The organism is Giesbergeria anulus, from assembly GCF_900111115.1.
In the GTDB taxonomy this organism is placed as follows: domain Bacteria; phylum Pseudomonadota; class Gammaproteobacteria; order Burkholderiales; family Burkholderiaceae_C; genus Simplicispira; species Simplicispira anulus.
In genome coordinates, this window is record NZ_FOGD01000001.1 from 449743 (window position 1) to 474048 (window position 24306).

The 24306-nt window shown below is 58.9% G+C and carries 22 protein-coding genes and 1 other RNA gene; 12 read left to right on the forward strand and 11 right to left on the reverse strand.

Annotated elements, in window-relative coordinates:
* Nucleotide 1: 1 nt before the first annotated feature.
* The 7 genes from BMX55_RS02065 (at nt 2) to BMX55_RS02095 (ending at nt 6717) form a co-directional block, all read left to right on the forward strand.
* Nucleotides 2–2170, forward strand: coding sequence for a hybrid sensor histidine kinase/response regulator (locus BMX55_RS02065; RefSeq protein ID WP_091451987.1), 2169 nt, complete (start codon nt 2–4; stop codon nt 2168–2170).
* 44 nt (nt 2171–2214) lie between these two features.
* Nucleotides 2215–2586 carry a response regulator gene (locus tag BMX55_RS02070; RefSeq protein ID WP_091451989.1) on the forward strand — a complete coding sequence of 124 codons (372 nt, stop codon included), beginning with the start codon at nt 2215–2217 and terminating at the stop codon, nt 2584–2586.
* Nucleotides 2583–4253 (forward strand): GGDEF domain-containing response regulator, encoded by a 1671-nt coding sequence (locus BMX55_RS02075; RefSeq protein ID WP_091451992.1) that lies wholly within the window; start codon nt 2583–2585, stop codon nt 4251–4253. The genes BMX55_RS02070 and BMX55_RS02075 overlap by 4 nt, the downstream gene beginning before the upstream one ends.
* Complete coding sequence (locus BMX55_RS02080) at nt 4250–4768, forward strand: chemotaxis protein CheW (RefSeq protein WP_091451995.1); 519 nt, start codon at nt 4250–4252, stop codon at nt 4766–4768. Before BMX55_RS02075 ends, BMX55_RS02080 begins: the two co-directional genes overlap by 4 nt.
* Nucleotides 4769–4773: 5 nt before the next feature.
* Nucleotides 4774–5175 (forward strand): hypothetical protein, encoded by a 402-nt coding sequence (locus tag BMX55_RS02085; protein WP_143059560.1) that lies wholly within the window; start codon nt 4774–4776, stop codon nt 5173–5175.
* A gap of 189 nt (nt 5176–5364) precedes the next feature.
* The gene (locus BMX55_RS02090) at nt 5365–5880 is read left to right on the forward strand and encodes a GNAT family N-acetyltransferase (RefSeq protein ID WP_177172801.1); all 516 of its coding nucleotides are present in this window, start codon (nt 5365–5367) and stop codon (nt 5878–5880) included.
* Between the two features lie 51 nt (nt 5881–5931).
* On the forward strand, nt 5932–6717 hold the full coding sequence (locus tag BMX55_RS02095) for a MetQ/NlpA family ABC transporter substrate-binding protein (RefSeq protein WP_091452004.1): 786 nt from the start codon (nt 5932–5934) through the stop codon (nt 6715–6717).
* 35 nt (nt 6718–6752) lie between these two features.
* On the opposite strand, the gene BMX55_RS02100 is transcribed toward BMX55_RS02095, so the two are convergent.
* From BMX55_RS02100 to dnaX, 5 genes are all read right to left on the reverse strand, one after another.
* Nucleotides 6753–7418, reverse strand: coding sequence for a methionine ABC transporter permease (locus BMX55_RS02100; RefSeq protein ID WP_091452008.1), 666 nt, complete (start codon nt 7416–7418; stop codon nt 6753–6755).
* Nucleotides 7411–8466, reverse strand: coding sequence for a methionine ABC transporter ATP-binding protein (locus tag BMX55_RS02105; protein WP_091452012.1), 1056 nt, complete (start codon nt 8464–8466; stop codon nt 7411–7413). Before BMX55_RS02105 ends, BMX55_RS02100 begins: the two co-directional genes overlap by 8 nt.
* 48 nt (nt 8467–8514) lie before the next feature.
* Nucleotides 8515–9111: a recombination mediator RecR gene (recR, locus tag BMX55_RS02110; protein WP_091452015.1), complete on the reverse strand. Its 597-nt coding sequence runs from the start codon at nt 9109–9111 to the stop codon at nt 8515–8517.
* A gap of 17 nt (nt 9112–9128) precedes the next feature.
* Nucleotides 9129–9461, reverse strand: coding sequence for a YbaB/EbfC family nucleoid-associated protein (locus BMX55_RS02115; RefSeq protein WP_091452018.1), 333 nt, complete (start codon nt 9459–9461; stop codon nt 9129–9131).
* 63 nt (nt 9462–9524) lie between these two features.
* On the reverse strand, nt 9525–11351 hold the full coding sequence (gene dnaX / locus BMX55_RS02120; protein WP_091452021.1) for a DNA polymerase III subunit gamma/tau: 1827 nt from the start codon (nt 11349–11351) through the stop codon (nt 9525–9527).
* Nucleotides 11352–11453: 102 nt separating this feature from the next.
* On the opposite strand from dnaX, the gene BMX55_RS02125 reads away from it, so the two are divergent.
* Nucleotides 11454–12005: a cytochrome b gene (locus BMX55_RS02125; RefSeq protein WP_091452024.1), complete on the forward strand. Its 552-nt coding sequence runs from the start codon at nt 11454–11456 to the stop codon at nt 12003–12005.
* A gap of 25 nt (nt 12006–12030) precedes the next feature.
* Nucleotides 12031–12127, forward strand: an RNA gene (ffs, locus tag BMX55_RS02130) — signal recognition particle sRNA small type.
* 74 nt (nt 12128–12201) lie between these two features.
* On the opposite strand, the gene plsY is transcribed toward ffs, so the two are convergent.
* Genes plsY through BMX55_RS02145 form a run of 3 tightly spaced genes read right to left on the reverse strand, consistent with a single transcriptional unit; the run spans nt 12202 to nt 14561 of the window.
* Nucleotides 12202–12900 carry a glycerol-3-phosphate 1-O-acyltransferase PlsY gene (plsY, locus tag BMX55_RS02135; RefSeq protein WP_091453110.1) on the reverse strand — a complete coding sequence of 233 codons (699 nt, stop codon included), beginning with the start codon at nt 12898–12900 and terminating at the stop codon, nt 12202–12204.
* Between the two features lie 54 nt (nt 12901–12954).
* Nucleotides 12955–13458 carry an aminoacyl-tRNA deacylase gene (locus BMX55_RS02140; protein WP_091453114.1) on the reverse strand — a complete coding sequence of 168 codons (504 nt, stop codon included), beginning with the start codon at nt 13456–13458 and terminating at the stop codon, nt 12955–12957.
* 41 nt (nt 13459–13499) lie between these two features.
* A complete protein-coding gene (locus BMX55_RS02145; protein ID WP_091452027.1) occupies nt 13500–14561 on the reverse strand; it encodes an aldo/keto reductase in 1062 nt (353 codons plus the stop codon).
* A gap of 144 nt (nt 14562–14705) precedes the next feature.
* On the opposite strand from BMX55_RS02145, the gene BMX55_RS02150 reads away from it, so the two are divergent.
* On the forward strand, nt 14706–15623 hold the full coding sequence (locus tag BMX55_RS02150) for an alpha/beta fold hydrolase (RefSeq protein ID WP_091452030.1): 918 nt from the start codon (nt 14706–14708) through the stop codon (nt 15621–15623).
* 29 nt (nt 15624–15652) lie between these two features.
* Here BMX55_RS02150 and BMX55_RS02155 read toward each other — a convergent pair whose 3' ends face one another.
* Genes BMX55_RS02155 through BMX55_RS02165 form a run of 3 tightly spaced genes read right to left on the reverse strand, consistent with a single transcriptional unit; the run spans nt 15653 to nt 20292 of the window.
* Entirely contained in the window at nt 15653–16039 is a 387-nt protein-coding gene (locus BMX55_RS02155) for a response regulator (protein WP_091452032.1), read from the reverse strand.
* Between the two features lies 1 nt (nt 16040).
* The gene (locus BMX55_RS02160; RefSeq protein ID WP_091452035.1) at nt 16041–19223 is read right to left on the reverse strand and encodes a response regulator; all 3183 of its coding nucleotides are present in this window, start codon (nt 19221–19223) and stop codon (nt 16041–16043) included.
* Complete coding sequence (locus BMX55_RS02165) at nt 19216–20292, reverse strand: response regulator (protein ID WP_091452038.1); 1077 nt, start codon at nt 20290–20292, stop codon at nt 19216–19218. The genes BMX55_RS02160 and BMX55_RS02165 overlap by 8 nt, the downstream gene beginning before the upstream one ends.
* Nucleotides 20293–20475: 183 nt before the next feature.
* On the opposite strand from BMX55_RS02165, the gene prfB reads away from it, so the two are divergent.
* Together prfB and pepN are read left to right on the forward strand one after the other, a co-directional pair.
* A protein-coding gene (gene prfB / locus BMX55_RS02170; protein WP_143059561.1) for a peptide chain release factor 2 occupies nt 20476–21580 on the forward strand; the annotation gives its coding sequence in 2 pieces (ribosomal slippage) (nt 20476–20556 and nt 20558–21580; 1104 coding nt in all).
* An 8-nt stretch (nt 21581–21588) separates the two neighbouring features.
* On the forward strand, nt 21589–24297 hold the full coding sequence (pepN, locus tag BMX55_RS02175) for an aminopeptidase N (RefSeq protein ID WP_091452041.1): 2709 nt from the start codon (nt 21589–21591) through the stop codon (nt 24295–24297).
* The last annotated feature ends 9 nt before the right edge of the window (nt 24298–24306 follow it).

The window sequence follows — 24306 nt, forward strand, 5'->3', positions numbered from 1 at the left end:
CATGGCCATTGATATCCGCAAGTTTATTACCCGTTTTGTTGAAGAGGCCCGCGACCACATCCGCCAATTGAGCGAGGGCATCGCCCAACTTGGCAATGGCGGCGCCAGCCACGACACCATCAATGCCCTGTTTCGATCAGCGCATACGATCAAGGGGTCGGCACGCATGCTCAAGCTGCTGCCCATCACCGAGACCGCCTTTCAGGTCGAAGAGGTATTGGGCAAGCTGCGCGATACCAGCCTGACCTACACCCCCACCTTGGGGCCATTACTGCAACAGGCAATTGACCAGTTGGCCACGTTGGTCGATGTGCTGGCCGGCACGGGCGACCCCGGCAGCCTGCCCGCTGTAGATGCAGCACTGGTGGCTGCACTGATGCAAGCCAGCACGGGCGTAGGCCCTGCCACTACAACACCACAACCCACAGCATCTACAGACAACGCCGAGCAGAGCGCACCACCAGCGCCCACCCCTGCCCCGGCGGCAGTGGAACCCAGGCTTAGCACCACCGACACCGTGCGCGTGCGCCTGACCAAGCTCGACGAGCTCATCAAGCTAATGGGAGAAGTAGTCTCTAGCCATGTCCGGCTGCAACAGCGCCAAGCAGACTTGCGTGCGCTAGAACACGCTGCGGCCCAGCACGATGCCGGACTAGCCCAGCAACTGCGGCGCTTTGCTCAAGCCCTCAGAGACGACGTGCAATCCCAAGCTATGCTGATAAATGAACTGCATGACAAGACACTGGCTATGCGCATGCTGCCACTAGCCATCGTCTTTGAGCCAGCGGCGCACTTGGTTCGCGACCTTGGACGCTCGGTGGGCAAGCAAATCGATTGCACCGTGCGCGGTGCCGACATCGAGCTAGACAGGCAGATGATCGACCAACTAACCGACCCCTTCATCCACCTGATCCGCAACGCCGTAGACCACGGCATCGAGCCACCAGAGCTGCGGGCGGCCAGAGGCAAGCCCACCGTGGGCACACTCACGCTCAGTGCCTGCCAAGATGGCAACTGGGTTCTGCTGGAAGTGAGCGACGATGGCGGGGGCATTGCACTCGACCAAGTGCGTGATAAAGCCATCAAAAAAGGATTTATTACCCCTGAAAAAGCAGCCGCCTTGAGCGATAGGGGCCTGATCGACCTGATCTTCTTGCCGGGCTTGTCCACCAACCACATCATCACCGACCTGTCTGGGCGTGGTGTGGGCATGGATGTAGTCAAGGAATGCGTCTTGAACGAGCTGCATGGCATCATCAGCGTTGATACCCGCGCGGGCGTGGGCACCACCTTCTCGCTGCGCCTGCCTTTGTCACTGGCGATGATGCGTATGCTGCTGGTCGAGGTGCAGGGCCTGCCCTTTGCCATCAATGCCCAATATGTTGGCGAACTGCTGCGCCTACCCACCGAGGCCCTGATGCTGGTGGCGGGCCGCCAAGCCGTGATTATCCGCAACGAATTTGTGCCTGTGGTACGTCTAGCAGAACTGCTGGCCATTCCGCCCAAACGCACTCCATCACCCCGACAGGGTTCCACCACCGACGCCAACCTACTGATGCTGGTGCTGCGCGTGGACAATCAGGCGCTGGCCGTCTGTGTTGATGCCCTCTTGGACGAACACGACATGGTCATCAAGGCACTGCCTGCCCACCTCAAACACCTGCCACTGCTCTCGGGCATGGTACTGACCGGACACAATGAGCTGGCCAGCGTGCTGCATGCGCCGGCCTTGCTCGATGCCGCCCGCCAAGCACGCGGCGAGTCAGTGCGCGCCGAAGCCACCCACCACCAAGGCGACGTCAGCACTTACCATGTGCTGGTGGTAGATGATTCGCTCAATACGCGTGAAATTGAACGTGATGTACTCCAAGCCTATGGTTATCAAGTCACTTTGGCCGAAGATGGCCTCGATGGCCTCAACAAGGCCTTGGCTAACGATTTTGATGCCGTGCTAACGGATGTGGAAATGCCCCACATGGATGGCTTTACGCTCACTGCACGTCTGCGCCAAGAGACCAAGTACCAAACCAAGCCCATCATTATTATCACCTCGCGCGAAAAAGACGAAGACAAACGACGAGGCATCCAAGTCGGAGCAGATGCTTACATCGTCAAAGGGGATTTTGATCGCAGCAATCTGGTAGATACACTCAAGTCGCTGCTCGGCTAAGTGCTGGCCCACTATCAACAGACCCCTAAAATAAGGACAAGACCATGCGTATTTTGATAGTCGATGATGACCCGATGGCCGCAGAGATGATCAGCAGTATCCTCCAAGAGCTCGGGCACAGCGTGCTGCTGGCTCAAGACGGCATGGATGCGGTGGGCCATCTGAACACCGACGCCACCATTGAGATGGTCGTCAGCGACATGAACATGCCACTGATTACAGGCATTGACCTGTTCCGCGAACTGCGCGAGCAGGGCAGTACGCTGCCCTTTATTTTGCTCACCGGCGACGATCCGGCCAAACTGCTGGCGCTAGAGCCGCGTCTGGGTGCTTGCGTCATGAAAGATTTTGATCTGGATAGCACACTGCCAGTGGCTATAGCCCAGGCCTGCACACTCACCGCAACCAAAGCATGACAGCCCAGGAAAGAATCGCTGCCCTGCGCAAGAAGTTCTTAGAACAACTGCCTGAGCGATTGGAGCGCATCAAGGTATTGTCTACACAGCTGAGCACCACCGCAGCTGCTGCCCCCGTGCTCGATGAATTACACCGGCTGGTACACAACATCAAAGGCACTGGGCGCTCGTTTGGCTTCAGTGATCTTGGCGATGTGGCTGGACAAGTAGAAGACCTAGTGTGTTCTTTGCTCGACTCTGGTGCTAGCGCCCCCACTACAGACTGCCATCAGTTATTTGGGCAATCTGTCCAAGTGCTTGGGCTGCACATTGCTGCACTGTGCACCACCGAATCTGCATCAGAATACACTGAACACGAGGCCCTGCTCTTGCCTGAAACATGTATTGCCCCACTCAGCCCCAAAGAGACCTGCTTGGTCTACCTATGCGAAGACGATGAGCTGCTACTGCAACAACTGTCTATTCAGCTGGGTTGTTTTGGTTATGAAATCCACACTTTTCTGAGCACAGAGGCGTTGCGCGAAGCAGTGCGCGAGCGCTGGCCGGATGTCGTGCTCATGGACATTGAGTTTCCCGAAGGCCGTTCGGCAGGAACCTCCATTGTGCAGGCCATTCGCCAAGAAATGGGCAAACCGCTGCCAGCCGTGTTTATGTCCAGCCACGATGACATCCAATCGCGGCTCAATGCCGTCTTGGCGGGCGGTGAAGCCTATTTTCACAAGCCAGTCAATGTCATGGATTTGGTGCGGGTGATGGACGAACTGAGCAACCGTTCACAACCTGAGCCCTACCGGGTGCTGATCGTGGATGATGAACCGGGAGTAGCCACCTACCATGCCATCTTGCTCCAAGAAGCAGGAATGCTGACAGCACAACTGACCGATCCAGCCCAACTGCGCAATGCACTGGATGATTTCCGGCCCGACATCGTGCTGATGGATATTTACATGCCCGGATGCAATGGTCGCGATCTGGCCAAGTTGATTCGCCAATTGCCCGACTATGTGGGTTTGCCCATCGTTTATCTGTCCAGCGAAACAGATCGCCAAAAACTTTTTTCGGCCATGCAGGTGGGGGTAGAAGGCTTTTTGTGCAAACCGGTAGTGCCCCAAGAGCTGGTGGCTGCCGTGAGCGTACGGGCCGACCGGATGCGCATTTTGCGCTCTCGGATGGTGCGCGACAGCCTAACAGGGCTGCTCAACCACACCGCCATCACACAGTTTCTAGAAAACGTCTTGGCCAACGCCGAGCGGCAACAGGCTGAGCTGTGCTTTACGATGATCGACATTGATGCTTTCAAGCAAGTCAACGACACTTACGGCCACCCCGTGGGCGACCAAGTGCTGCTGGCCTTGTCGCGCTTGATGCAACAACGCCTGCGTGGCTCCGACATTGTGGGCCGCTACGGCGGCGAAGAGTTTGCCATTATTCTGGCAGGAGCCTCGCCCGCGATGGCCTGGGACATCATTGACGAGTTGCGCCGCAATTTTGAATTGTTCAAATTTAAAACGCCGCAAGGCACTTTTTCTTGCACGTTCAGTGCGGGCATTGCCAGTTGCACCCGCCATACCACCCTGACGGCATTGCGTGAAGCCGCAGACAAAACGCTTTACCGCGCCAAGCACAATGGGCGCAATCAGGTGCTGATTGAGGAAGATGCACCATGAGTGGCCAGATTCTCGATCAAATATTGTCCCAACACCAAGAGGCAGAGGCGCGCCAAGGCATCATCAATGTCGATGAGCCCACGCTCAAACTGGTGATTTTTGAGTGTAGCCAGCAATGGTTTGCTTTTCACGGTGAACAGATCAAAGAAATTTTGGCCCACCAGCCGGTGTTTTTTATTCCCGGAACACCTGCCACCCTCGAAGGGGTGATTAACGTGCGCGGCGATATCGAATCGGTGCTGCTGCCACACACGCTGCTGGGCTTGCCTGCCATGCCGGCCTCGACAGACTCACTGATCCTGATCGCACAGGGGGATACGGTGCGCAGCGGCATTCGGGTCGATCGGGTGATCGATGTTTGCGATGTGCTGCACAGCAACATCCAGCCACCACCCGCCACTGTGCCGATGCTACTGCGGCCACTGATTTTGGGCGTGCTGCAACTTCATGGGCAGCCAGTGTCGGTGTTAGATGTCAACCGACTACTGTCAGACTACGCCAACACTGGTGATTAAAGAACGTGTCGCTGCCCTCCGTTGTTGCCTCCCTAGAGCTGGTCGTGCTCAGTGCCGGTGGCTACTGCATTGCTTGCCCTAGCGACCAAGTGGACGCAATGGTGACCACACCAACGTCCGCGCCTTGGGGTAGCCTAGAGAGTCTGCTGGGGCTGGATGATCTAGAGCCTGTCAAGGGCGCTGCGCGCCAATACCTAAAAATTTACCGAGGGCGGGAGCCGGTGTTGATCTCGCTGCCAACCCCCCCGCACCTGATCACGCTCGATGCCACAGCTGTCTACCCCCTGCCCGTGCTGGTGCGCCAACACTGCCGCCTGCCCGGATTGGTGGCGCTAGGCTCCTTGCATCAGGGATGGAGCCAAGGTGCCGATCAATGGTTGCTGATTTTTGATTTTCGCCAGCTATGAGCAGCGGCTCCCTCTTTTTCTGATTTTTACCTCATAACAATCTACAAAATAAAATCAGATAAACAAGATTGTTTTTATATAAATAAATTTCAATTTGTTATATCGCAACAAATACTCTATTCGATACTGATAGATTGATTCTGCTACAATACAAAAACCAATCAATTCACTCCTGCAAAGCCACTGATAATGCACATCAGAGATGCCACTGTGGCTGATATTTCAGCCATTTTAGAAATATACAACCATGCCGTGCTACACACCACTGCCATCTGGAACGAAAAAACCGTAGACTTGGCCAATCGCACAGCTTGGATGGCGGAGCGCCAAAAAATGGGTTATCCGATCTTAGTTGCTGTGGATGCAGAACAACGGGTGCTCGGTTATGCCAGCTTTGGCGACTGGCGCGCTTTTGAAGGCTATCGGCACACAGTAGAGCATTCGGTGTACGTACACCCAGCGGCGCAGCGGGGTGGCGTAGGCAAAGCCTTGATGCACGAACTGATCGAGCGAGCGCAGCAGCTACATAAACACGTTATGGTGGCAGCGATTGAAGCAGGCAATACTGCCTCTATCGGCCTGCACCGTCAATTAGGTTTTACACAAACCGGATTGATGCAAGAAGTTGGCACCAAATTTGGCCGCTGGCTTGATTTGGTTTTTATGCAATTACTCCTTAATACCCAAGAGCATCCCCCGACCTGATACACAGGCTTTCATTGGCAACCACTCTCACTTTAAAAAGGTATTTTTGATATGTTGAAGAAAACCCTCTCTGCCTTGGCCTTGGCGACTTTGGCCCTGACCAGTCATGCTGCTGATGTGCTCAAAGTGGCCGCTACTGCCGTGCCCCACGCTGAAATTTTGCAATTTGTGAAGCCCCAGCTACAGGCCCAAGGCGTAGATTTGCAGGTGCGTGAATTTAGCGATTACATCCAACCCAATGCAGCGGTTGAAGACAAGCAACTAGATGCCAATTTCTTCCAGCACCAGCCGTATTTAGACAGCTACAACAAAGACCGCAAGAGCAGCTTGGTGTTGGTGCCCAACGGCAAAATCCATGTCGAGCCTTTTGGTGCTTACTCGCACAAAATCAAAGATATCAAGGCCCTAAAAGATGGCGCAGTGGTAGCTATTCCCAATGACCCGTCAAATGCCGGTCGTGCTTTGTTGCTGCTGCAAAAACAAGGGCTTATTGAACTCAAAGACCCGGCAAACATCACCGCCACCCCGATTGATATCGTCAAGAACCCGAAAAAGCTCAAGTTCCGCGAACTAGAAGCCGCCTTGCTGCCACGCGCGCTGGCCGATGTTGATCTGGCGTTAATCAACACCAACTACGCTATCGAAGCCAAACTCAATCCAACCAAGGATGCCTTGTTCATTGAGGGTGCTGATTCACCGTACACCAATATCATTACTGCCCGCGCCGACCGAGCCAATGACCCACTCATCCAAAAGCTAGTCAAGGCCCTGCGTACCCCCGAAGTGAAAAAGTTTATCTTGGAAAAATACAAGGGCGCGGTGGTTCCGGCTTTCTAAAGCCGGAAAAGATGAGACTAAAGGGGATGGGGGTATCAGCGGTGGCTTAAGCGCCGCACGGCCCAATCTCCTAGGCTCTGGATGGCTTGCACAAACACGATAAGCACCAGCACCACCGCCAGCATGACATCGGGCAAGAAGCGCTGGTAACCATAGCGGATGCCCAAGTCGCCCAAGCCACCACCGCCAATGGCCCCGGCCATTGCCGAATAGCCGGTCAGGCTGACCAGTGTGATGGTTAAGCCCGCAATAATGCCGGGCATGGCTTCGGGCAACAATACTTTGTACACAATCTGGCTGGTGGTAGCTCCCATCGATTGGGCGGCTTCCACCAAGCCGTGATCGACCTCGCGCAGCGCGGCCTCTACCAACCGGGCCACAAAGGGTGCTGCGGTCAAGGTCAGGGGCACAATCGCCGCTGCCGTGCCAATCGACGACCCCGTGAGCACACGGGTGAGCGGGATGATAGCCACCAGCAAGATGATGAATGGCGTGGAACGCACGGCATTGACCACCCCGCCTACCGTCTTATTGAACAGGCGGTTTTCCAAAATACCGCCTTGGTCGGTCAGGCGCAAAAACACACCCAACGGGATGCCCAGCAGTGCCCCCACCAGCCCTGAAACGGCCACCATCACCAGCGTTTCCCACAAGGAGGTGGCAAACAGCTCCAGCATCATGGCAGAAAGATTGTCAAACATGTTGGGCGCTCCCGGTGTCTACTTCTTCAACGCGCACGCCTTCGCTGCGCAGTTGTGCAATCGCAGCTTGCAATGGCCCACTCTGGCCGCTGACGTAAATCGCCAAGGAGCCAAAAGCCTGCCCTTGGATCTCGTCAATCTGGCCGTGCAAAATGGACAAGTCCAGCCCATACTCCCGAATCAAGTGCGAAAGAATGGGCTGATAGGCACGCTCCCCAGCATACGATAGCCGCAGTAGTTGCCCACTGCCACCATGCAAGGGGGGCTGAAGCTGGCGCACGTGGTCAATCACGGTGGCAGGCAATTCTTGCGGCACGATCTCATCGATCAAGCGTTTGGTAATCGGCTGCTGCGGTGCAGTAAACACATCAATCACCCGGCCCTGCTCGACAATGCGGCCCGCATCCATCACCGCGACACGGTCGGCAATTTGCTTAATCACCTGCATTTGGTGGGTGATGAGCACCACGGTCAGACCCAGTTCTTGGTTCACTTGGCGCAATAGGGCCAAAATGGAGCCGGTGGTTTCTGGATCGAGTGCGGAGGTGGCCTCATCGCTTAACAGCACCTTGGGCTGGCTGGCCAAGGCCCGTGCAATACCCACACGCTGCTTTTGTCCGCCACTGATTTGTACGGGGTAGCGGTCGGCCAAAGCCGTTAACCCGACCAGTTCTAGCAGCGGGTTCACACGCTGGCGGATGTCATTTTTAGCCATACCAGCCAATTCGAGCGGCAGGGCAACGTTGTCGAACACGGTGCGTGAAGACAGCAAATTGAAATGCTGAAATACCATGCCAATATCGCGCCGCGCTGCGCGCAAACGGGCATCGTTGAGTTGCGCCAGATCATGCCCGGCCACAATCACCTGCCCTTGGGTAGGCCGATTGAGCAGGTTGATGACACGCACCAGCGAGCTTTTGCCCGCACCGCTGCGTCCGATGATGCCAAAAACTTCACCCGGCAAGATGTGTAAATCAATGCCGCGTAGTGCTTGTACCGGGCCTTGTGGGCCCGGATAAATTTGGGTGATACCCCGTAAGTCAATCATGAAAAAAGCAAAAGCAGAGAGAAGGGAGAGAAGCGCTACCGGTGCGCCTTAACGGCGCTCGGCCAAGGCGTGGGCAATGGTACCCAGATCGACATATTCCAGCTCACTGCCCACCGGCACGCCGCGTGCCAGACGAGTAGCCCGCAAGCCACGGGCTTTGAGGGCTTGGGCCATGACATGGGCAGTCATTTCGCCTTCTGCCGTGAAGTTGGTGGCCAAAATGACCTCTTGCACCACACCATCGCTGGCCCGGTCTAATAGCTTTTTCAGCCCAAGGTCGTGGGGGCCAATACCATCCAAGGGGCTGATGCGCCCCATTAGCACAAAATACAGGCCAGCAAAGGCCCCGGTGCGCTCCATCGCGGCTTGGTCTGCCGGGGTTTCTACCACGCACAGCCGGGTGGCATCGCGTTGCGGGTTTTGGCAGATGGCGCAAATGGGCGCTTCGGTAAAGGTGTGGCAACGCTCGCAATGGCGCATGTGGTCTACCGCCTGCACCAGTGCTTGGGAAAGCTGCAAAGCGCCATCGCGGTCGCGCTGCAACAGGTGGTAGGCCATACGGGCTGCCGACTTGGCACCCACGCCCGGTAGACGCCGCAGGGCTTGGATGAGCGCCTCAAGGCTGTGCGCAGGTGCAACAGGCATGGGGAAGCGGTTTGGCGTTAGAACGGGAACTTCATGCCACCGGGCAGTCCGGGCATACCTGCGGTGATCTTGCCCATTTTTTCTTGCGAGGTTTCTTCGGCCTTGCGCACAGCAGCATTGAAGGCGGCAGCCACCAAGTCTTCGAGCATATCTTTGTCTTCGGCCAGCAGGCTGGGGTCGATGGTGACACGCTTGACGTCGTGCTTGCAGGTCATGGTGACTTTGACCAGACCCGCACCGGATTCGCCCTGGACTTCGACGTGGCCCAGTTCGTCTTGGGCTTTTTTCAGGTTGTCCTGCATGGCTTGGGCTTGTTTCATCAAGCCAGCCAGTTGTCCTTTGTTAAACATGTAAGTTCCTTTCGTTGTGAACTGAAAAAAGGGAAAAAAATCAATGCCTGTTTGAGCAGCAGCTTACTGGGGCTGGATGCTGCCCGGCACGATGCGCGCATCGTAATCGCGCATCCAAGCCTGCACCCGGCTATCGGCCAGCACGGTAGCACGGGCTTGCTCTTGGCGGGATTTTTCGGCAGCAGCATTGCGGCGGGCGGGGGTGTCAGAGACCGGCCCCAGCTCAATACGCAAACCGCTTTGGGCATGGCCTGCGGCCTGCAAGGCAGTAGTGAGCCGTTCGCGGGCCGTGGGCTGGTTGAGAGTTTCGTGCTCAATGCGCAAGCACCAAGGCCCCTCATCGCAGGACTGCAATTGTGACTGCAACGCCAACTCACGGGCCAAGGCGGTGATGGCCTCACTGGTTACCAGTGACTGCACCAGCGTATGCCAGCGCTCGCCCAAGGGGGTATCGGCAACGGCTGCCGGTGCTGGTACTGGTGCCAAGACTGGTTCTGGAGGCGCATCTTCCCAAGGCAAGGGGGCCACAGGCGGGGCGGGTACAGGGTCTGGCTTGGCAGGAGCGACTGTGGGCACGGGCGGGCGCTGTGCTGTCTCCGGCAGCGCATGCGGCATCACCTTGGGCGCGGGTAGCGGCGCTGGCGCGATGGCTGGGGCAGCAGCCGCAGCCATCGGCGGCGGGGCCGGTGCAATGGCCTGCCTAACGACAAGGGGCGCTGGCAGCGGCGCTGTATCAGCCGTTGTCAGTGTTTTTTTTTCTGTCCCCCCCGCTGCGGCGGCGGGCTTGAACGCCAACAGACGCAACAGCACCATGGTCAAGGCAGCATACTCATCGGGGGCCAAGCCCAGCTCGGCGCGCCCATGCAGGCAGATGCTGTAGAGCAACTGGGTCTCGTCTGCGGGCATCAGAGCGGCCAGACGCACAGTGGCCGCTGCATCAGGGTCATCAGCGTCTACAGCGGCAGCGGCGGCCATTGGCGGCACAGCCTGAAATACCGCCATGCGCTGCAACATCGCAGACATGTCTTCTAGCGCAGCGGCAGCAGAAACACCATGTAAGCGCAGCAGTTCAGCGGTTTCGACCACGGTCTTACCATCGCCCAGCGCCAGTGCTTCAATCAAGCGCAACACATGGGAGCGGTCTACCGCGCCCAGCATCAGGCGTACCGCTGCTTCTTGCAATTGCCCACTGCCAAAAGCAATGGCTTGGTCAGTGAGCGACAAAGCATCGCGCATCGACCCCCGTGCCGCTCGCGACAGCAAGCGCAGTGCCGCCACCTCGGCGGGGATATGCTCTGCTGCCAGCACATGACTCAGGTGCTCCAGCACGGTCTCAGGGGCCATCGGGCGCAGATTAAATTGCAGGCAGCGCGACAACACCGTGACCGGCACTTTTTGCGGATCGGTGGTAGCCAGCACAAACTTGAGGTATTCGGGCGGCTCCTCCAGCGTTTTGAGCATGGCGTTAAACGCCGTGTTGGTCAGCATGTGCACTTCGTCGATCATGAAGACCTTAAAGCGCCCCTGCACCGGCTTGTACACCGCCTGCTCTAGCAGGCTTTGCACTTCATCTACGCCCCGGTTGGAGGCGGCGTCGAGTTCGGTGTAATCGACAAAACGGCCACTGTCGATGTCTTGGCAGGCTTGGCAAACGCCGCAGGGCGTGGCGGTGATGCCGCCTTGGCCATCTGGCCCTTGGCAATTGAGAGATTTGGCCAAAATGCGCGACACGGTGGTTTTACCCACGCCACGGGTGCCGGTAAACAGGTAGGCATGGTGCAGGCGCTGTTGCGTGAGGGCGTTGCTCAGGGCCTGCACGACATGCTCCTGCCCCACCATCTCAGTGAAGTTGCGTGGACGGTATTTGCGGGCGAGCACGATGTAGGACATGGGGCGTGATTCTATGTGTGCCCCGCCTTAGTGCTGAGGCACCTTCAGAAAACCTTCAGTTAGGCGGGCGAAGATGGCCTTTTTGCCTAGGATTCAAAAAACATGGTCACCCCCGCCGCTCCACAACGCTACCACCGCTTTTCTATCGCCATGCACTGGCTGATGGTTTTGCTGTTGATTGCCACAGCCACCACGATGGAACTGCGGGGCATGTACCCCAAGGGGACTCCTGCGCGTGAACTGATTAAATCGGCCCACTATGCCCTGGGGCTGGCGGTATTTGTGCTGGTTTGGGTGCGCCTGATGGCCAGCCTGTCTAGCACCACACCAGCCATTGAACCAGCCCCCCCCGCATGGCAATCCTTGCTGGGCCACGGTGCCCATGCGGGGCTTTATGTTTTGATGATCGGGCTACCGGTATTGGGTTGGCTGGCACTCAGCTTTAAGGGCGCCCCTGTCTATTTTCCGGGAGGTATCCCCGTGCCGCTGCTGACTTCTACCAACAGCAACACCGCCCACTGGTTCAAAGAGGTACACGAAATCGGGGCTGTGGTCGGTTATGGACTGGTGGCACTGCACGCCGCTGCTGCGCTGGTACACCACTATGTGCTGCGCGACAACACCCTGCTGCGGATGCTGCCCGGCAAACGCTGATCTCTTATAGATTACAATTGCCGTTGACGGGCCTCCCCGCATGGGGAAGCGGCCAACCGGGTCAGGTGGGGAACCAAGCAGCCCTAACCGCAGATACAGTGCCGGGGGTAAGGCTCGTCAAACCTCTTTTATGTGCGTTGCCAGCGGCAGCGCCTGCCAGCAGGGCCACCACGGCCCTTGCTTCAATCCCTTTGTTTTAGCGACGGCGCTTTTTGTTACCCACTGGGTGTACATGGCCTACTGCGGGTGCCTCTGGCACAGGCGCTTTGTTTTTGCTTTGGCCCAGCTTGGACTCGGTGCCACGCAGCAAGCGCCCAATGTTTTCTTGGTGCCGCCACACCAGCAAGCCCGCCATCGCTCCAATGGCCGCTGCCACACGGTGATCGGCATACCACAGCGGCCCACCCGCCAATAAAAAGAAGGTAGGCGCAAACAAAGCCGCCGCCATAGACGACAGCGAGACATAGCGCGAGATGGACACCACCACCAGCCAAGCCGCCAGTGTGGCAAGCCCCAGCCAACCACTCACGCCCAACAACACCCCCAACGCCGTAGCCACGCCCTTGCCGCCCTTAAAGCCAAAGAACACCGGCCAGAGATGCCCGACAAACGCCGCCAAAGCCACCAGCGCTTGCGTGCCTTCTTCGAGGCCATAGGGCGCGCCAAACCAGCGCACCAGTGCCACGGGCAACCAGCCCTTGGCGGCATCGAGCGCGAGCGTCAAAATGGCAGCGGCTTTGCTGCCCGAACGCAACACATTGGTGGCACCCGGATTTTTACTGCCAAAGGTGCGCGGGTCATTCAGGCCCATGACGCGGCTCACAATGACTGCAAACGACAACGAGCCCAGCAAATAGGCCGCCAGCACCGCCAGAGCGGAATAAACGAGGGGCAAAATCAATCTCCAGAAGGGTTTAGCGGGGCGTCATTGTGCCAGCGGCCCGTGGTTTTATTCTGCCAAGGCGCATTGCACTGGCGTTGCGCCCAGCAAACGCACGCACACTTGCGGCTCGATCTGTACCAAAAAGCCCCGACGGCCACCATTGATGGCAATGCGCGGTAGCTCCAGAATCGACGATTCGATATACACCGGCATGGTTTTGCGCGTGCCAAATGGCGATGTGCCGCCCACCAAATAGCCACTGTGGCGGTTAGCCACCTCTGGGGTGCAAGGCTCCACCGATTTGGCACCGATCTGGCGGGCCAGCGCCTTGGTCGAGACCTTGCAATCGCCGTGCATGAGCACGATCAGCGGCTTGGCGTCTTGGTCTTGCATCACCAAGGTTTTGACCACGGTATGCTCATCCAGCCCCAAGCTGGCAGCACTGTGCGCGGTGCCGCCGTGCTCTACATAGTCATAGGGCAGCCCCGTGAATGCTACCCCCTGTGCTTTGAGCCATTGCGTGGCCGGGGTTTCACTGACGTGGGTGGTTTTGCTGTCTTTTTTTGCCATGATGGCAAATTGAACCACAAACGCTACCCCTGCCCAGCGGCTCAAAGGGCTGGGTCACCCAACTCCCAGCGGATAGCATCCACTTCGGCCAGCAATTCGGGCGACAAGTTGGTGCCCCAAGCATCCAAATCTTCCTCCAGTTGCGCCAGCGAGGTGACGCCAATAATGGTGCTGGCTACCTGCCATTTGGTATAGCAAAACGCCAGTGCCAGCCGAGTGGGTGTCAGGCCATGCTGACGGGCCAGCGCGTTGTAGCGGCGCGCAGCGGCCAGGGCTTCGGGTCGGCCCCAGCGCTGTTTGCGCACCGACTCATAGGTGGACAAGCGCGCCCCCTGCGGTGCCTCTGGCCCCGTGGTGCCGCTTTGGTCGTATTTGCCCGTGAGCAGACCAAAACCCACCGGAGAATAAGCCAACAGCGACACATTCAGGCGGTGGCAGGTCTCATCGAGGGCATTTTCGTAACTGCGGTTGATGAGGCAATAGGGATTTTGCACGGTAGCAATGCGCGGCAGGCCATGCTGCTGGGCCAGACGTACAAACTCATGCACGCCGTAAGGGGTCTCGTTAGACAGACCAATGTGGCGCACCTTGCCTGCTTTTACCAGCCCAGCCAGTGCTTCCAATTGCTCATGCAGTGAGGTTTGGGTGCGCTCTTGCGTTGGGTCGTAGTATTTGATGCCAAAAGCGGGCACATGGCGCTCAGGCCAGTGGATTTGGTACAGGTCAATGACTTCGGTTTGCAAGCGGCGCAAGCTGCCCTCGCAAGAGGCCACGATGTCGGCCGCCGTCAGGCCATCGCTACCACGCAACCAAGGCATGCCACGCGAGGGGCCTGCTACCTTGGTGGCAAGCACGATTCTTTGGCGCACACCGGGGTTTTGCGCCAGCCAGCGGCCAATGATGGTTTCGGTGGCACCAGCGGTTTCGGCGCGGGCAGGCACCGCATACATCTCGGCGGTGTCGATAAAGTTAATACCACGCTCTAAAGCACGGTTCAGAATGGCGTGGGCATCTGCTTCAGCCACCTGCTCGCCAAAAGTCATGGTGCCTAGGCAAATAGGGGTAACGTGCAGGTCACTCTGACCTAACTGGATGGTGTCCATGCGCTTGCTCCGGTCAAAACTTCCAGTGTACGCAGGGCGACATGGCCTTGCAGGCATCAGTTCATGACGCAAACATCGTTGGCCCCTAGTGGGTTACTGGCCGCCACACAGCGATGGTCAGCCTTGCTGCGGAATAATCCAAGGATGTACCAAAGCCTTCGCCCTTTTCAAACCGAATGGATTCCCCTGCGCGGCCTGCGCTACCATGTACGCCACTGGGGCAGCGCCACCAGCACCGAACCACCGCTCGTGCTACTGCATGGCTGGATGGATGTCGGGGCCTCGTACCAATTTGTCGTCGATGCGTTCAGTGAGGCTTTTGTGCAGGGGCGGCGCATCATTGCCCCCGACTGGCGCGGCTTTGGCCTGACACAGCCCCCCGCTGGCAACGACCACTACCAGTTTCCCGACTATCTGGCCGACTTAGAACGCCTGCTAGAGCATTACTCCCCCGGCCAAGCCGTCGATCTGGTGGGCCACAGCATGGGCGGCAACATCGCCATGATGTACGCCGGGGTGCGGCCTGAGCGCATCCGCCGCCTCATCAACCTAGAGGGCTTTGGCATGCCTGCCAACACCCCAGAACAAGCCCCGGCCCGCTATGCACAGTGGCTAAACGAGCTGCACCAATACGAGTGTGGCACCCTGACCATGAAGGCCTACGACAGCGCCGAGGCCGTAGCCCAACGCTTAATAAAAACCAACCCACGCCTGCCCCAAGACAAGGCCGACTGGTTGGCACAACACTGGGCGCAAGCCAACGCCCAAGGCGAATGGCGCATTTTGGGCGATGCGGCGCACAAAATTATCAATGCCCAACTCTACCGCGTGGAAGAAGTGTTAGCCCTGTGGCGTGCCATCACCGCGCCCACCTTGGCCGTAGAAGCCACCGACAACCACATGGCACACTGGTGGCAAGGCCGCTATACGCTGGAGCAATACCATGAACGCCTGCAAGCGGTGTCCAACTGCCAACAGGCCGTAGTGCAAGATGCGGGGCATATGCTGCACCACGATCAGCCCCAAGCCGTGGCTGCGCTGATTGAGGGCTTTGTGTCGTAGCGCTACGCCATGAGGCCAGCGTGCAATGGTCAGGCCACCGAAGGCAAAGCACCACCGTTCACCATCGCATCCACCACCTGCAAAAATTCTTTATAGCGCAAGGGTTTGGCGATGTAGGCATCGCACCCAGCGGCCAGAATTTTTTCGCGATCACCGCCCATAGCCAGCGCCGTCAGCGCCACAATTTTGATGCCTTGGGTGGCCGCATCGGCCTTGAGCAGGTGCGCAGCCGTCAAGCCATCCATGCCCGGCAGTTGGATGTCCATCAAAATCAGGTCTGGCTCCAGCGCGCGCGCCAAGCGGATGCCTTCTTCGGCGTCGGTGGCCTGCGTGACCTTGTGGTGCGCATTCTCCAGCAGAAAAACCGCTAGTTTCATGTTTGCCGGGTGGTCTTCCACGACCAGTACGTGGGCCACTTCAGTGCTCCTTCCAGGCAATCGCCCGTTTGACTTCATCGATGAAACGGCCGTGGTTGAGCTTTGATTTCTCAATCAGCAAGTCAACGTCGCCCGCCAGTTTGGCGCGGTCTTGGGCCGTGATTTGCTTGGCGGTGACCACGATCACGGGGATGCTGGCCGTGTGCGGATCGGCCTTGAGCGTAGCCACGACATCAAAACCACTGACCTGCGGCATCATCAAATCGAGCACGATCAGGTCGGGGTGTTCGCGCTGTGCCATGTCGATACCTTCTTGCCCGCTAAAGGCCATGAGCACCCGAAAATCGGCCGGATTGAGGTAAGTGCCCAGCAATTGTAGAGATTGCGGATCATCGTCTACCAGTAACACCGTGCGCCTGCTGCCGTCGAGGTGCAGCTGAAAACCGAGGCCCGCCAGCGCTTGGGTCAGCTCTTCGCGGCCCACCGGCTTTTGCAGCACCCGGCTAGCCCCCATCGACAGGCCCAGTACCTTGTCGGCCACGATGGAGACAATGACCACCGGGACGCCAGAGAAATGTGGGTGCTGCTTGAACTGGTTCAGAAACTCCCAGCCATCCATGCCGGGCAAGTGGATGTCTAGCGTAATCAAGTCGGGGCACTCTTGCTCTGCCAGCGTCATGGCGGCTTCGGCACTGACCGCACGCACGGTGCGAAAGCCGGTGTGCTCCAGTTGCACGCGCAGCAGCTCGGCAGATTTGTCGTCGTCCTCTACCACCAGCGCCAGCGGTTGCCCGCCACGCGCCAGTGCGTGTACGGGTGTGCTCACCTGAGCGACCAAAGCCACAGGGGGCAACACCAGCACCGGTTCCGCCTCGGCTTGGGTGCGCCACGGCAACCAAACCGTGAACGTGGAGCCACTGCCCGGCGCGCTGTGCAAGCCAACCTGCCCGCCGTGCAGCTCAGTCAAGCGCTTGACCATCGCCAAGCCCAAGCCGGTGCCCTGAAAACGCCGCGCCAAGGTGCTGTCAATCTGCGTGAAAGGCTGAAACAACCGGGCTTGGTCTGCTGGCAAGATGCCGATACCGGTGTCGCTGACTGCAATCTCTAGATACTGGGCGTGCGTGCCTTGCGCCACTGCCTCCTGCCCCACGCGCCGGGCAGACAAACCCACCGTACCTCCTTGGGGCGTGAACTTGACGGCGTTGGAGAGCAGGTTATAGAGAATTTGCTTGACCTTTCTGGCATCCAACCAAATCTCACCCAAAGGCCCGGGCGGCTCGGCCACGATGTGCAAGCCGTGGGCCAAGGCTTGTTCGCGCACCACCTGCAAGCCCGATTGCAACAAGGGTTCCACCTGCAAAGGCTCTAGCTCCAGCGTCATCTTGCCAGCTTCCACCTTGGATAGGTCAAGAATATCGTTGATAAGCGAGAGCAGGTGGGTGCCGCTGGTGGTGATGTCGTTGGCGTACTCTTTTTGCTTGGGTTGTAGCTCGCCCAGCAGGCCATCAGCCAGCACCTCAGAAAACCCGATGATGGCGTTCAGCGGTGTGCGCAGCTCGTGCGACATATTGGCCAAAAACTCCGACTTCATGCGGCTGGCCTCTTCGAGCTGGCGGTTTTTGACGGCAATCTCTTCACTGCGGGTGCGCAGTTGCTCGGTCAGCAGGCGCAAATCGCTGTATTGGCGCATATTGTCCAGTGCCACCCCCAAGGTCACGGCCAGCCGCTCGACAAAGGCGCGCTCGCCATCATCGAGACGGCTGCTGGCCGCCAGCACCAGCACCGCCAAGCGGCGCTCTTGGTAACTCACCGGGAGCATCAGCACTTGCATGGGTGCAAAGTCCAGCAAGCCCGTTTGTAGCGTGAGCTCGGCACAATCGAGCACCGCCGTGCGCCCGGTTTGCGCCGCCTGCCCCAGCAGTCCCTCGCCCAGCGCAAACTGGCGTGGCCCGTCCAGACCCATACCGTGCGCGGTTTCGCAGCGAAAGCGCCCGCTAGCCTCTTCAAAGCCATACAGGGCCGACACCGGAAACGGATGGCGCTGCGCCAGCAAGGCCAGCAGCCCAACGAGGATTTTTTCGCGATCAAAGGTAGTAGAAAACAGCGCCAGCGCTTGGCTCTGGGTTTCGTCAAAACGGGCGGTGGCACGCAACTGGCGCTCGGTGCGTTTGAAGCTTGTGACGTCAATGTTGACGGCGATGGCACTGACCACCGCGCCCGTCGCGTTGCGAATCGGCATGGCGTAGCTGGCGATGGTCTTGCGGCTTCCATCGCGGCAGTGGATATCAACCAACTCGTCGCCAATGGTCTCGCCCGTGTGCAAGGCGCGCACCAGTGCCCAATCGTCTGGGGCCAGACGTTTGCCCGACTCGGGCCAGAAACCCACGTATTCGCCATACTGCAACGGATCGGCCAGCGGGTCTGAGGCCCAGATGCTGCGCGCTGCCGGGTTGATGTGGGTCAGCGCGCCTTGGGCATCGGCCACCAAAACCCCCACAGGCAGTAGGTTGAGCACTTGCTTTAACAAAGCACTTTCTTGTGCCGAAGCCTCATCGACCACCCGGTTGCGGGCATCCACGCGCAGCCGCCACCACAGCAACAACATACCGATCACCGTCAGCCCGACCAGCAAGGCACTGACTGAGAGCGCCCACTCGCTGTTGGATTGGGCGCGTTCGGTGCGCTGCTGGAGCAAGCTGTGCTCCGCAGCGGTAAGCAAGTTGATTTCTTTGAGCAGCGCCTGCATGGTGCGCTCAGAGACGCCGCTGCGAATCAGGTCACGCGCGGCCTCAAAACCCTGGGCCTGAAACACGGCTACGTTGTTGTCGAGCAGTTGCAGGCGCGACTCGGTCAGTTGAGCAATTTGGCTGCTGCGCATTCCCTGGGCGGGATTGTCAGCAGTCAGGCGCTCCAGACGTGCAAGCACAGCGCGCACGGCCTCTGCCTCGCGGGCGCGTTGGGCCACATAACGCGGATCGCCAGTAATGATGTAACTGCGCTGGCGGCTTTCAATCTCGCGCACACCCGACACCACCTCGCCCAACGCATCGAGCACTTGGTATGAATGCACTACCCAGTGCATGGTGTTTTTGTAGCCATAGACCGATCTCGCCATCTGGGCACCGGCCAGCAGCAGTGCGGCCATAGCGAGGCCCAAGCCCACCACCAACCGCAGTTCGAGGCGGCTGGCAGACTTTTTTGCGCCAAGGGGAGGGCTAGCCATGAGGATGTGCCTCGTAAATGGCTGCAAACAGCGGTGCCTGCGCCACAAAGCAAGCCAGCACAGCGGGGTCAAAATGCTCAGGCTGGGTACGCCCGTCGCCTAGGACAATGATGTCTACTGCTTGAGCGTGTTCCATGTCTGGCTTGTAGGGCCGCCGACTGCGCAGGGCGTCGTAAACGTCGCAAATCTGCATCAGGCGTGCGGCCATCGGGATATCCGTGCCGCGCAGGCCGGCCGGATAACCACTGCCATCCCAGCGCTCATGGTGGCCCAGCGCAATCTCAGCGCCCATGCGGGTATAGCGCGAGGTACCGCTGGACAAAATACGCGCTCCCAGCGCACAGTGGGTCTGCATGGTGGCCCATTCGTCGGGTGTCAGTGGCCCCGGCTTGAGCAGCACATGGTCGGGGATACCAATTTTTCCGATGTCATGCATGGGACTGGCATGGAAGATAACGTCGCTGCCCACCTCTGGCAAGGCCATAGCATCAGCCAGCACCACGCAGTAGTGGCTGATGCGGCGCACATGGTGCCCGGTTTCTTCGTCTTTGCGCTCGGCGGCGCGCACCAGCGTTAGCACGGTGTCGCGGTAGGCTTCTTCGAGTTGTGCCGTGCGCTCTTTGACCTGTGTTTCTAGCAACTGGTTGTGGTGGGTCAGGAGATCGCTGTACTGCTTGAGCCGCAGCAGGTTGCGCACGCGCACCGTCAAATCAGCACGAATGATGGGTTTGCTCAAAAACTCCTCAGCCCCGGCCAGCAAGGCACGTTGCTTGGTGTCGCGGTCATCCAGCGATGTGACCATGATGACCGGCACCTGCCGGGTGCGTGGGTTAGCTTTGAGTTGCGCCACCGTCTCAAAACCATCCATGTCCGGCATCATGATGTCGAGCAAGATCAGGTCGGGGCAGGCCGATACGGCAGCCGCCAGTGCCTCGCGCCCATTGAGCGCAGACACCGTGGCGTAGCCCTCGGCTTGTAGCAAGACTTCGAGCAGCTTGACGTTGCGCTCTTCATCGTCCACCACCAAGATGGTGGCGACGGGAGCAGTGGGGGCGGCGGACAGGTTCATGAAATGGGCAGGAACAACGTTCGTGCCTTCAGCATAGGACTGACACTGTGCGCGGTCTGTGCGGTAGCGCACAGCCAGCGGGCCGCCGCCAACACGAGAACCGGCAGTTCGGGAGCCGTGTGGTGCTGCGCGTGAGAAAATCCCCCGTTATCGGTTATTTCACCCATTACTCAGGACAACACCATGGAAGCAGAACGCGTCAACCTTATCGGCAACACCTTGCAAGACCTGTCCACCCGGACAGAAGAGTTACGGAGGTATCTTTGACTACGATGCCAAATTTGAACGCCTGCGCACCGTCAATGCCTCGCTAGAAGACCCCGCCGTCTGGAACGACCCCAAAAAAGCCCAAGAACTGGGCAAAGAAAAAAAACTGCTCGACGGCGTGGTGCTGACCCTAGAAAAGCTCACCCGCGAGCTGGCCGACAACGCCGAACTGTTTGAGATGAGCAAAGAAGAAGGCGATGAGGCCGGTCTGCTCACCATCGAAGAAGAGTCAGGCAAACTCAGCCCGCTGATTGAGCAGCTAGAGTTTCGCCGCATGTTCCGCTACGAGGCCGACCCGCTCAACTGCTTTGTCGATATCCAAGCGGGTGCCGGTGGCACTGAGGCTTGCGACTGGGCCAGTATGTTGCTGCGCCAGTACCTCAAATATGCCGAGCGCAAGGGCTTTAAAGCCACGGTGGAAGAAGAAACCCCCGGCGATGTGGCGGGCCTCAAGAGTGCCACCATCCATATCGAGGGCGAATATGCCTACGGCCTGCTGCGCACCGAAACCGGCGTCCATCGCTTGGTGCGCAAATCGCCGTTTGATAGCTCCGGTGGCCGCCACACCAGCTTTGCCAGCCTGTTTGTCTACCCGGAGATTGATGATTCGATTGAGATCAACATCAACCCTTCGGATGTGCGTACCGACACCTACCGCGCCAGCGGCGCAGGCGGCCAGCACATTAACAAGACCGACTCCGCCGTGCGCCTGACGCACATACCCACCGGCATCGTCGTGCAATGCCAAGATGGCCGCAGCCAACACGGCAACCGTGACATCGCTTGGCAACGTTTGCGCTCTAAGCTGTATGACTTTGAGATGCGCAAGCGCCAAGAAGAGCAGCAAAAGCTCGAAGACACCAAGACCGATGTGGGCTGGGGCCACCAAATCCGCTCCTATGTGCTGGACAACAGCCGCATCAAGGACTTGCGCACCAATGTCGAAATCTCCGCCACGCAAAAAGTGCTGGACGGCGATTTAGACGCATTCATCGAAGCATCGCTCAAACAGGGCGTTTAAGGAAAACCATGTTGCTTATGCCTGACGGACAGGGTCAACCCACGGCCATCCACCGCAGCGACTACCAGCCCCCGGCGTGGTGGATTGACACGGTAGAACTGACCTTCGACCTCGATCCGGCCAAAACCCGCGTGCTCAATAAGATGCGCCTGCGCCGCAACCCCGATGTGGCGGCGCAAGCCCTGCGTCTGGAGGGCGAAGAGCTGAACCTCTCGCGGGTGCTGGTCAATGGGGCCGGAACGTCGTTCAAGATGGACGGCAGCCAGCTGGTGCTGGAAAACCTGCCCGAAGGCCCAGAGCCGTTTGATCTGGAGATCTTCACCACCTGCGTGCCGGAGAAGAACACCCAGCTCATGGGTCTGTACGTCAGTCAAGGCACTTTCTTTACGCAATGCGAGGCTGAAGGCTTTCGGCGCATCACCTACTTCTTGGATCGCCCCGATGTCATGGCCAGCTACACCGTGACGCTGCGCGCCGACAAGGCGGCGTACCCGGTGTTGCTGTCTAACGGCAATCTGCTGGAGCAGGGCGATCTGGACGCTGGCCGCCACTTTGCCAAGTGGCACGATCCGCACAAAAAGCCCTGCTATCTGTTTGCGCTGGTAGCGGGCAAGCTGGTGGCACGCCAACAGCGCATTGTGTCGCGTGCGGGCAAAGAGCATTTACTAGAGGTGTATGTGCGCCCCGGCGACTTGGGCAAGACCGAGCACGCCATGAACTCGCTCATGGCGAGCGTGGCTTGGGACGAGGCCCGCTTTAATCTGCCGCTGGACTTAGAACGCTTCATGATTGTCGCCACCAGCGACTTCAACATGGGCGCGATGGAAAACAAGGGCCTGAACATCTTTAACACGAAGTATGTGCTAGCCAGCGAAGCCACGGCCACCGACACCGACTTTGCCAACATTGAGGCCGTGGTGGGCCATGAATACTTCCACAACTGGACGGGCAACCGCATCACCTGCCGCGATTGGTTCCAGCTCTCGCTCAAAGAGGGGCTAACCGTCTTTCGGGATCAAGAATTTAGCATGGACATGGCGGGCAGCCCCTCAGCCCGCGCCGTCAAGCGCATTGAGGATGTGCGCGTGCTGCGCACCGCGCAGTTCCCAGAAGATGCTGGCCCGATGGCACACCCCGTGCGCCCCGACAGCTATATCGAAATCAACAACTTCTACACCGTCACCATCTACGAAAAAGGGGCCGAAGTGGTGCGCATGATGCACCACTTGGTGGGCCGTGATGGCTTTGCCAAGGGCATGGCGCTGTATTTTTCCCGCCACGACGGCCAAGCCGTGACCTGCGACGATTTTGCCCAAGCCATTGCCGATGCCAACCCCGGCAGCGCACTGGCGCTGCAACTGGAGCAGTTCAAACGCTGGTACAGCCAAGCGGGCACACCACGGGTGCAGGCCAGCGGCCAGTACGATGCCGACCAACGCACCTATACCCTGACGCTGCGCCAAAGCTGCCCCGCCACACCGGGCCAGCTGGGCAAAGAGCCGTTTGTCATTCCTGTGGAGTTGGGGCTACTTAACCATGACGGTCAAGCACTGGCCTTGCAGTTGGAAGGTGAAGAAGCCGCCACCGGCAGCAACCGCACCGTGGTGCTGCACGAGGCCGAGCAGCAATGGACGTTTGTGAAGGTGGCGCAAGCGCCAGTGCCCTCGCTGCTGCGCGGCTTTAGCGCGCCAGTGGTGCTGGAGGTGGATTACACCGATGCCGAACTGCTAACGCTACTGGCCCACGACCACGATGCCTTCAACCGCTGGGAAGCCAGCCAGCGCTTGGTCTTGCGCCGCGCCTTGCAGGCCATCGCCACCCCAGACAGCGGCAACGATGCCGCCATTTTGGACGAGGCCCTGTTGCAAGCGCTGCGCCAAGTGCTGCGCGATGCCACGCTGGACGCCGCGTTCAAAGAACTGGTGCTCACGCTGCCATCAGAAACCTACATCGCCGAACAGTTGGCGGTGGTCGATCCGCAACGCATCCATACCGTGCGCGAGGCCATGCGCCTGCAATTGGCCTTGGCCCTGCACGCAGACTGGCAATGGGCCTACGAAGCCCACCAAGCCAGCGGAGCCTACCGGCCCGATGCCATCTCAGCAGGGCGGCGCGCACTGTCGGGCTTGGCCCTGACCATGCTTTGCTTAGGCGCTCAACATACGCAGGACAGCGTCTGGCCCGGCAAGACGTTGCAGCGGTTCAAAGACGCAGGCAACATGACCGACCGCTTCCAAGCCCTCGCGGCTTTGGTCGGCTGTGGTCATGCACTGGCAGCGCCAGCGCTAGAGCGCTTTCATACGCTGTTCAAGGACGACCCGCTAGTACTGGACAAATGGTTTGCGCTGCAAGCCGGGGCCAGCGACCGCGCTGGCCATGTACTGCCCATCGTGAAACAACTGCTCACGCACCCGGACTTCACCCTCAAGAACCCGAACCGCGCCCGCAGTTTGATTTTCAGCTATTGCAGCGCCAACCCCGGTGCCTTCCACCGCCAAGATGCTGCCGGTTATGTCTTTTGGAGTGAGCGCGTCTTGGAGCTAGACGCCATCAACCCCCAAGTGGCCGCCCGCCTCGCCCGCGCCCTCGACCGCTGGAAAAAACTGGCCGAGCCTTGGCGCAGTGGTGCCCGCGAGGCCATTGCCCGCGTGGCAGCCCGCCCCGATTTGAGTAACGATGTGCGCGAAGTCATTAGCCGCGCACTGGCCGACGAATAAGGAGAGAAC

What these genes read in the sequence shown, in the direction of transcription:
- dnaX (WP_091452021.1), bottom strand. Translation starts at nt 11,351, where the DNA reads ATGTCCTACATCGTGCTCGCCCGCAAATACCGTCCACGCAACTTCACT.
- pepN (WP_091452041.1), top strand. Translation starts at nt 21,589, where the DNA reads ATGTTGCTTATGCCTGACGGACAGGGTCAACCCACGGCCATCCACCGC.
- BMX55_RS02145 (WP_091452027.1), bottom strand. Translation starts at nt 14,561, where the DNA reads ATGGACACCATCCAGTTAGGTCAGAGTGACCTGCACGTTACCCCTATT.
- BMX55_RS02065 (WP_091451987.1), top strand. Translation starts at nt 2, where the DNA reads ATGGCCATTGATATCCGCAAGTTTATTACCCGTTTTGTTGAAGAGGCC.
- BMX55_RS02075 (WP_091451992.1), top strand. Translation starts at nt 2,583, where the DNA reads ATGACAGCCCAGGAAAGAATCGCTGCCCTGCGCAAGAAGTTCTTAGAA.
- recR (WP_091452015.1), bottom strand. Translation starts at nt 9,111, where the DNA reads ATGCCTGTTGCACCTGCGCACAGCCTTGAGGCGCTCATCCAAGCCCTG.
- BMX55_RS02095 (WP_091452004.1), top strand. Translation starts at nt 5,932, where the DNA reads ATGTTGAAGAAAACCCTCTCTGCCTTGGCCTTGGCGACTTTGGCCCTG.
- BMX55_RS02070 (WP_091451989.1), top strand. Translation starts at nt 2,215, where the DNA reads ATGCGTATTTTGATAGTCGATGATGACCCGATGGCCGCAGAGATGATC.
- BMX55_RS02150 (WP_091452030.1), top strand. Translation starts at nt 14,706, where the DNA reads ATGTACCAAAGCCTTCGCCCTTTTCAAACCGAATGGATTCCCCTGCGC.
- BMX55_RS02165 (WP_091452038.1), bottom strand. Translation starts at nt 20,292, where the DNA reads ATGAACCTGTCCGCCGCCCCCACTGCTCCCGTCGCCACCATCTTGGTG.
- BMX55_RS02100 (WP_091452008.1), bottom strand. Translation starts at nt 7,418, where the DNA reads ATGTTTGACAATCTTTCTGCCATGATGCTGGAGCTGTTTGCCACCTCC.
- BMX55_RS02125 (WP_091452024.1), top strand. Translation starts at nt 11,454, where the DNA reads ATGGTCACCCCCGCCGCTCCACAACGCTACCACCGCTTTTCTATCGCC.
- BMX55_RS02090 (WP_177172801.1), top strand. Translation starts at nt 5,365, where the DNA reads ATGCACATCAGAGATGCCACTGTGGCTGATATTTCAGCCATTTTAGAA.
- BMX55_RS02105 (WP_091452012.1), bottom strand. Translation starts at nt 8,466, where the DNA reads ATGATTGACTTACGGGGTATCACCCAAATTTATCCGGGCCCACAAGGC.
- BMX55_RS02140 (WP_091453114.1), bottom strand. Translation starts at nt 13,458, where the DNA reads ATGGCAAAAAAAGACAGCAAAACCACCCACGTCAGTGAAACCCCGGCC.
- BMX55_RS02115 (WP_091452018.1), bottom strand. Translation starts at nt 9,461, where the DNA reads ATGTTTAACAAAGGACAACTGGCTGGCTTGATGAAACAAGCCCAAGCC.
- BMX55_RS02160 (WP_091452035.1), bottom strand. Translation starts at nt 19,223, where the DNA reads ATGGCTAGCCCTCCCCTTGGCGCAAAAAAGTCTGCCAGCCGCCTCGAA.
- BMX55_RS02080 (WP_091451995.1), top strand. Translation starts at nt 4,250, where the DNA reads ATGAGTGGCCAGATTCTCGATCAAATATTGTCCCAACACCAAGAGGCA.